7 protein-coding genes and 1 pseudogene are annotated in these 7,201 nt (G+C 68.4%); 1 reads left to right on the top strand and 7 read right to left on the bottom strand.

Annotation, left to right across the window (positions count from 1 at the left end; genetic code table 11):
- A pseudogene (locus D8Y23_RS15655) lies at positions 1 to 205 on the top strand (TetR/AcrR family transcriptional regulator); the annotation flags it as partial.
- 114 nt (positions 206 to 319) lie between these two features.
- Here D8Y23_RS15655 and serA read toward each other — a convergent pair.
- The 7 genes from serA to D8Y23_RS15620 form a co-directional block, all read right to left on the bottom strand.
- Complete coding sequence (serA, locus tag D8Y23_RS15650; protein WP_128218984.1) at positions 320 to 1,924, bottom strand: phosphoglycerate dehydrogenase; 1,605 nt, start codon at positions 1,922 to 1,924, stop codon at positions 320 to 322.
- Positions 1,925 to 2,071: 147 nt separating this feature from the next.
- A complete protein-coding gene (locus D8Y23_RS15645) occupies positions 2,072 to 2,413 on the bottom strand; it encodes a bacitracin resistance protein (protein ID WP_128218983.1) in 342 nt (113 codons plus the stop codon).
- Positions 2,410 to 2,946, bottom strand: a complete 537-nt coding sequence (locus D8Y23_RS15640; protein WP_128218982.1) for a DNA polymerase III subunit gamma/tau — start codon at positions 2,944 to 2,946, stop codon at positions 2,410 to 2,412. Before D8Y23_RS15640 ends, D8Y23_RS15645 begins: the two co-directional genes overlap by 4 nt.
- Before the next feature lie 99 nt (positions 2,947 to 3,045).
- Positions 3,046 to 4,071 carry a ketol-acid reductoisomerase gene (gene ilvC / locus D8Y23_RS15635; protein ID WP_128218981.1) on the bottom strand — a complete coding sequence of 342 codons (1,026 nt, stop codon included), beginning with the start codon at positions 4,069 to 4,071 and terminating at the stop codon, positions 3,046 to 3,048.
- A 67-nt stretch (positions 4,072 to 4,138) separates the two neighbouring features.
- Positions 4,139 to 4,648 carry an acetolactate synthase small subunit gene (gene ilvN, locus D8Y23_RS15630; RefSeq protein WP_128218980.1) on the bottom strand — a complete coding sequence of 170 codons (510 nt, stop codon included), beginning with the start codon at positions 4,646 to 4,648 and terminating at the stop codon, positions 4,139 to 4,141.
- Position 4,649: 1 nt separating this feature from the next.
- Positions 4,650 to 6,455 (bottom strand): acetolactate synthase large subunit, encoded by a 1,806-nt coding sequence (locus D8Y23_RS15625; RefSeq protein ID WP_128218979.1) that lies wholly within the window; start codon positions 6,453 to 6,455, stop codon positions 4,650 to 4,652.
- Between the two features lie 44 nt (positions 6,456 to 6,499).
- On the bottom strand, positions 6,500 to 7,201 hold a 702-nt coding region (locus D8Y23_RS15620), incomplete at its 5' end, for a dihydroxy-acid dehydratase (protein ID WP_205797328.1).

The following is a 7,201-nucleotide window of genomic DNA, read 5'->3' as shown; positions in this document are numbered from 1 at the left end:
GGGGAGCCTGCGGCGCGTGCGGGAGCTCTGGGAAGACAGTCTGCGTCCGCACACGCGGAACGAGACGGCACTGCAGATGGTCCTACTCGTGAGCGACGGGCTCTACTTCAACGCGGTGCTCGACCTCAACGCTCTCCCGGGCCCGACGCTCGAGGGTGCCGACCTCGACGCACTCATCTCGGCCGTCGTCGCCGCGACGACCTGAGATCGGCGACCGGGACGCCGCCCGCGGCACGCGAAGGACCGTGACACAGAGTTCCTCGGAAACGCGAGGAGGGGGCCGCTCCCGCGACCCCCTCGCCCGGAACGACGACGAACGTCAGCTCTCGACGATCTCGATCTGACGGAAGAGGTCGGCATTGACGGCCTGGCGCATGGCATCCAGGATCTGATCGGGCACGGGCGAGTCGACCGTGAGGACCGAGAGCGCGCGACCCGTGGCATCCGGCCGGGCGACCTGCAGGCCCGCGATGTTGATGCCGGCCTCGCCGAGCTTCTGACCGTAGATCGCGACGATGCCGGGACGGTCGGCGTACCGCATCACGATGTGGTGCGTCTCGATCGGGACCTCGATCTCGTAACCGTTGATGCCGACGACCTTCGGCACCATGCGGGTCCCCGCCAGGGTTCCCGCGACCTCGAGGGTCGAACCGTCTGCGAGCGTGCCGCGCAGGATCGTGATGTTGCGGTACAGGGGGCTGTCGGCCTCGACGATCAGGCGGGTCTCGACACCGCGCTGCTCGGCGAACAGCGGCGCGTTGACATAGGAGACCGTCTCGCTGACGATGCGGCTGAAGATGCCCTTGAGGGCGGCGAGGCGGTAAACGCTGACGTCGTACTCTGCGAGCTCGCCGCGCACCTCGATGTCCAGGCTCGACAGGGCACTGTCGGCGAGGCCGCTGAAGAACTGGCCGAGCATCTCCACCAGGGCGATACCGGGGCGGACGAACGGGTCGATCGCGCCGCCCGCCACATTCACGGCATCCGGGACCAGGTCGCCCTCGAGGGCGAGCTTGACCGAGCGCGCGACCGAGACGCCCGCCTTCTCCTGGGCCTCGTCGGTGCTGGCGCCGAGGTGGGGGGTGACCACGACGTTCGGCAGATCAAGGAGCTTGCGGGCGGGACCGTCCTCTGCGGGCGGCTCCGTCGAGAAGACGTCGAGGCCGGCACCGGCGATCTCGCCCGAGGTGAGCGCCTCGAAGAGCGCATCCTCATCGATCAGCCCGCCGCGGGCGACGTTGATGACGTAGGCCGAGGACTTCATCCGGCGCAGCTGCTCCGTGCCGATCATGCCCGTGGTCTCGGGCGTCTTCGGCATGTGGATGGTGACGAAGTCGCTCTGTTCGAGAAGGTCGTCGAGCGACACCAGCTGCACGCCGAGCTGCTGTGCACGGGTGGCGGTGACGTACGGGTCGTAGGCGATCACGCGCATGTCGAAAGCCTGCAGACGCGCGGCGATCAACGCGCCGATGCGCCCGAGACCGATGATGCCGATCGTCTTCTCGAAGAGTTCGGTTCCCGTGAACGAGCTGCGCTTCCACAGGCCCTGCGCGAGCGAGGCGTGGGCGGCGGGGATGCGACGCGCGAGGCTCAGGACGTGTCCGACCGTCAGCTCGGCTGCCGAGATGATGTTCGACGTGGGCGCGTTGACGACCATGACCCCGGCCGCGGTCGCCGACTTGATGTCGACGTTGTCCAGCCCGACCCCGGCACGGGCCACGACCTTCAGCACCGGCGCAGCCGCGATGGCCTCGGCGTCGATCTTGGTGGCCGAGCGCACCAGCACCGCGTGCGCACCGGCGAGGGCCGAGAGCAGCGCGGGGCGGTCGGTCCCGTCGACGTGGCGCACGTCGAAGTCGGGGCCGAGCGCGTCGATCGTGGCGGGAGAGAGTTCTTCGGCGATGAGCACGACGGGCTTCGTCACGGATGAGTCCTTCGAAACGGTGCACGGGATCGGCGCGCACCGCCGCACGTCGCCGACGCGAGCCGGGCGCGCGACCCGTGCGGGCCGTCTGTCAGCCTAGCGCGGCGTGCACGGCCTTCCCGACCGTGTGACGGCCCGACCGGACTCTCAGCCGCCGTAGAGACTGTACGAGGTCGCGCCGTATCCCACGATCGCAAGCCAGAACGCAGCGGACAGTGTCAGCCCCGTGAGGAGCGCGAGCGAGAACTCCCCGGCGCCGCGGCGGGCACCGAGGGCGAAAGACACACCGAAGGCGACGAGGGGGAAGACGATCGGCAGGATGTAGACGAACCACCCCAGACCGTTGAGACCGAGGGCACCGGACGCCTGTTGCACGAGCAGCGCGACCGAGCTCCACACGACGAAGGCGTAGAACAGCCCGAACACGCCGGCGATCATGACGACGAGCCACGTCGGCAGTCGGCGTGGGCGAGCGGCGGTCGTGCTCATGCGAGGACTCCCAACGACAGGAACGGCCAGGGGACGAGCAGCACGATGCCGAGGATCAGCATCAAGAACCGCTGCCACGTCCGCCGGCCGCGGGTGAGCGCGAGCACCGTCACGAACCACACGAGAGGGGCGAGACCGGCGCCGATCGTCAACGCCACGACCGTCACATCGGGGATCGGGAGCCCGGCGTCACGCAGACGGAAACCGGCGACCAGCCAACCGATCGCGAACAGCAGGAAGGTCGCGGCCACCATGCCGATGCCCACGAGTCCGACATTGCCGAGCGACCCCGAGGTAGTGGCATCCCGGTCGTCCGAGGCTTCGGCCGACGGTTCGGGATGCCGCTCGTCCGACGCCGCTCGCGGGTGGGCGGGCTGAGGCGCCGGGGCGGACCGGGGCGCCGGAGCGGGCTGCAACGGCTCGGGCTCGAGCGCGTCGGCACCGGGCTCGGGCGCGCGCTTCTCGCCCACGTCGAGCGTGGGATCGTCGTCACCGCCCCACGAAAGGGCGTCGTCGTCGCGCGGAGTGCTCACGCGTCCACGGTAGCGGCAGCCCCGGACACCGGGGTGACGCCCCGCCGCAACGCGAACGCCCCGGGACCGACGACGGTTCCGGGGCGTTCGCGACGAGGATCAGCGCGCGGCAGAGCCCTCGACGTAGTCGCTGTCCTGCTGCTTCCACGCGAACAGACCGCGCAGCTCCTTGCCGGTCGCCTCGATCGGGTGACCCTGCTCCTTCTCACGGAGCGCAAGGAACTCGGGGGCGCCGTTGTCCTGGTCCGCGATGAAGCGCTCGGCGAACGCGCCCGACTGGATGTCGGCGAGAACGGCCTTCATGTTCTCCTTGACCTCGGGCGAGATCACGCGGGGGCCGGAGACGTAGTCGCCGTACTCGGCCGTGTCGGAGATGGACCAGCGCTGCTTGGCGATGCCACCCTCCCACATGAGGTCGACGATGAGCTTCAGCTCGTGCAGCACCTCGAAGTAGGCGATCTCGGGCTGGTAGCCGGCCTCGGTGAGGGTCTCGAAGCCGTACTGCACGAGGTGGCTCATGCCACCGCACAGGACGGACTGCTCACCGAACAGGTCGGTCTCGGTCTCCTCGGTGAAGGTCGTCTTGATGACGCCGGCGCGGGTGCCGCCGATGGCCTTCGCGTAGGACAGGGCGGTGTCCCATGCGGAGCCCGAGGCATCGCGCTCGACGGCGATGATGTCCGGGATGCCACGACCCGCGACGTACTCGCGACGCACGGTGTGTCCGGGGGCCTTGGGGGCGACGAGGATGACGTCAACACCCTCGGGGGCGTCGATATAGCCGAAGCGGATGTTGAATCCGTGCGCGAAGGCGAGCGTCTTGCCCTCGGTCAGCTTGTCCTTGATCGAGTCGGCGAAGATCGACCGCTGGTGCTGGTCGGGAGCCAGGATCATGATCAGGTCGGCCCACTCGGTCGCGTCGGCGACGTTCTTGACCTCGAAGCCGTCCTCCTGCGCCTTGGTGGCAGACTTCGAGCCGTCCTTCAGCGCGATGACGACCTGGACGCCAGAGTCGCGGAGGTTCTGCGCGTGCGCGTGGCCCTGCGAGCCGTAGCCGACGATCGCGACCTTCTTGCCCTGGATGATCGAGAGGTCGGCGTCGTCGTCGTAGAAGATCTCTGCCATGGGGATGCTTTCTCCTTGGATACAGGTCCCGCGGCGGGGACCGGGTGTGTGGAAAGTACGAGAAGGGTCAACCGCGCAGGACGCGCTCGGTGATGCTCTTGCCGCCGCGGCCGACGGCGAGCAGGCCCGACTGCGCGAGCTCCTTCACACCGAACGGTTCGATGGCCTTGAGGAAGGCTCCGACCTTGCCCGAGTCGCCCGTGATCTCGATCACGAGGGCGTCGGTCGCGTAGTCGACCACCGATGCCCGGAAGAGGTTCACGACCTCGAGCACGTTGGACCGGCTGGCGTTGTCGGCGCGCACCTTCACGAGCACGTGCTCGCGCTGCACGGAACTGGCCGCGTCGAGCTCGACGATCTTGATGACGTTGATCAGCTTGTTGAGCTGCTTCGTCACCTGCTCGAGCGGCAAGCCCTCGACGTCGACCACCACCGTGATGCGGGACAGGCCCGGCACCTCGGTGACACCCACGGCGAGGGATTCGATGTTGAAGCCACGACGGGCGAAGAGACCGGCGACGCGGGTCAGCAAACCCGGCTTGTCCTCGACGAGAAGACTCAGAACGTGACGAGACATCTCAGTCCTCCTGTTCGGCGAAGGCGGGCGAGTGATCGCGGGCGTACTGGACGTAGCTGTTGCTGACGCCCTGCGGCACCATCGGCCACACCATGGCGTCCGCGCTCACGACGAAGTCGATCACGACGGGGCGGTCGTTGGTGGCCAGAGCCAGCTCGATCGCGCCGTCGATCTCGTCCTCCTTCTCGACCCGGATCGCGAGGCACCCGTAGGCCTCGGCGAGCTTGACGAAGTCGGGGATGCGACGCGTCCCGTGCCCCGTGTTCAGGTCGGTGTTGGAGTGGCGACCGTCGAAGAACAGCGTCTGCCACTGGCGCACCATGCCGAGGGACGAGTTGTTGATGATCGCGACCTTGATCGGGATGTCGTCGATGACGCAGGTGGCGAGCTCCTGGTTGGTCATCTGGAAGCAGCCGTCGCCATCGATCGCCCACACGACGCGCTCGGGCTCGGCCACCTTGGCGCCCATCGCGGCGGGGACCGAGTAGCCCATGGTGCCGGCGCCGCCGGAGTTGAGCCACGCGTTGGGGCGCTCGTACTTGATGAACTGCGCCGCCCACATCTGGTGCTGGCCGACGCCCGCGGCGTAGATGGCCTCCGGTCCGGTCAGCTCGCCGATCCGCTGGATCACGTGCTGGGGCGAGAGCAGACCGTCGGTCGTCGGCGTGTAGCCGAGCGGGAACTCCTCGCGCAGGCCGTTGAGGAACGCCCACCACTCGGAATAGTCGACCTCGGTCTCGGATGCCGCCTGCCGGAAGGCGGCATCCAGGTCGACGAGCACCTCTTTGAGGTCGCCCACGATCGGAACGTCCGCGGTGCGGATCTTGGAGATCTCGGCCGGATCGATGTCGACGTGCACGACCTGGGCGTTCGGGGCGAACAACGCCGCCTTGCCCGTGACGCGGTCGTCGAAGCGCGCGCCGAGCGACACGATCAGATCGCTGTCCTGCAGAGCGAGGACCGCGGGCACCGTGCCGTGCATGCCGGGCATGCCGAGATGCTGCTCGTGCGAGTCGGGGAACGCGCCGCGCGCCATGAGCGTCGTGACCAGCGGAGCGCCGGTCGCCTCGGCGAACGTCTTGAGCTCCGCGGACGCCTTCGCACGGATGACTCCGCCGCCGACGTACAGCACGGGCTTCTTCGCGTTCGCGATGAGGTGCGCCGCGGCCTGGATCTGCTTGCCGTGGGCCTTCGTCACGGGACGGTAGCCGGGCAGCTCGATCTTGGGCGGCCAGACGAACGGCGCCGAGTTCTGCTGCGCGTCCTTCGTGATGTCGACGAGCACGGGACCGGGACGACCGGTGGATGCGATCTCGAACGCCGCAGCGATGGCGCCGGGGATCTCCTCGGCGGACTTCACCAGGAACGAGTGCTTCGTGATGGGCATCGTGATGCCGACGATGTCGGCCTCCTGGAAGGCATCCGTTCCCATGAGGGTCGAGAAGACCTGGCCGGTGATGCACACGAGCGGCACCGAGTCCATGTAGGCGTCGGCGATCGCGGTGACGAGGTTGGTGGCACCGGGACCGGAGGTCGCAATGGCGACGCCGACGCGACCCGAAGCCGCGGCATAGCCCTCGGCGGCGTGACCGGCGCCCTGCTCGTGCCGGACGAGGATGTGGCGGACGTTCTCGTCGTCCATGAGCGGATCGTAGACGGGCATGATCGCCCCACCCGGCAGACCGAACACGTCGGTGACACCGAGCAGATCGAGCGAACGGACGACCGCCTGGGCGCCCGTGAGCACGGGCGCCGGAGCGGTGCGAGCGGGGGGCCGGGGAACGGCCGTGGCGGAATCGACGGACATGGTGGGACCTCGGAACCAGATGGGGGGTGAGAGGGGGACGGCCGTCAGCCCGTGACCGCGCCTTCCGCAGCGGAGTGCACGAGCTTCGAATACTTGGCCAGGACGCCACGGGTATAGCGCGGGGGAAGCGGTTCCCAGCCTTCGCGGCGGGAACTCAGCTCGGCCTCATCGACGATCAAGTCGAGAGTGCGAGCGGCGATATCGACCCGTATCAGATCACCATCGCGCACGAAGGCGATCGGACCTGCGTCCACCGCTTCGGGAGCTATGTGGCCGATGCAGAGGCCGGTTGTGCCGCCTGAGAATCGACCGTCCGTCAAGAGTAGTACATCTTTTCCGAGGCCCGCGCCCTTGATGGCGGCGGTGATCGCGAGCATCTCGCGCATACCGGGGCCGCCCTTGGGGCCTTCGTAACGGATGACGATGACGTCGCCGGCCTGGATGTCGCCGGCCTCGAGGGCGTCCATGGCGGCGCGTTCGCGCTCGAACACGCGCGCGGGGCCCTCGAACACCGAGGCGTCGAAGCCGGCGGTCTTGACGACGGCGCCCTCGGGAGCGAGCGACCCGTGGAGGATCGTGATGCCGCCGGTGGCGTGGATCGGGTCGTCGAAGCGGTGGATGACGTTGCCGTCGACCGGGTCGGGGTTCAGGTCGGCGAGGTTCTCGGCCAGGGTCTTGCCCGTGACGGTGAGCGCGTCACCGTGCAGGAGGCCCTCCTCGAGCATGGCCTTCATGATGACCGGGAT

Source organism: Microbacterium enclense (genome assembly GCF_004022425.1).
Taxonomy (GTDB): Bacteria; Actinomycetota; Actinomycetes; order Actinomycetales; family Microbacteriaceae; genus Microbacterium; species Microbacterium enclense_A.
This window is presented reverse-complemented; position numbering and strand designations above follow the sequence as displayed.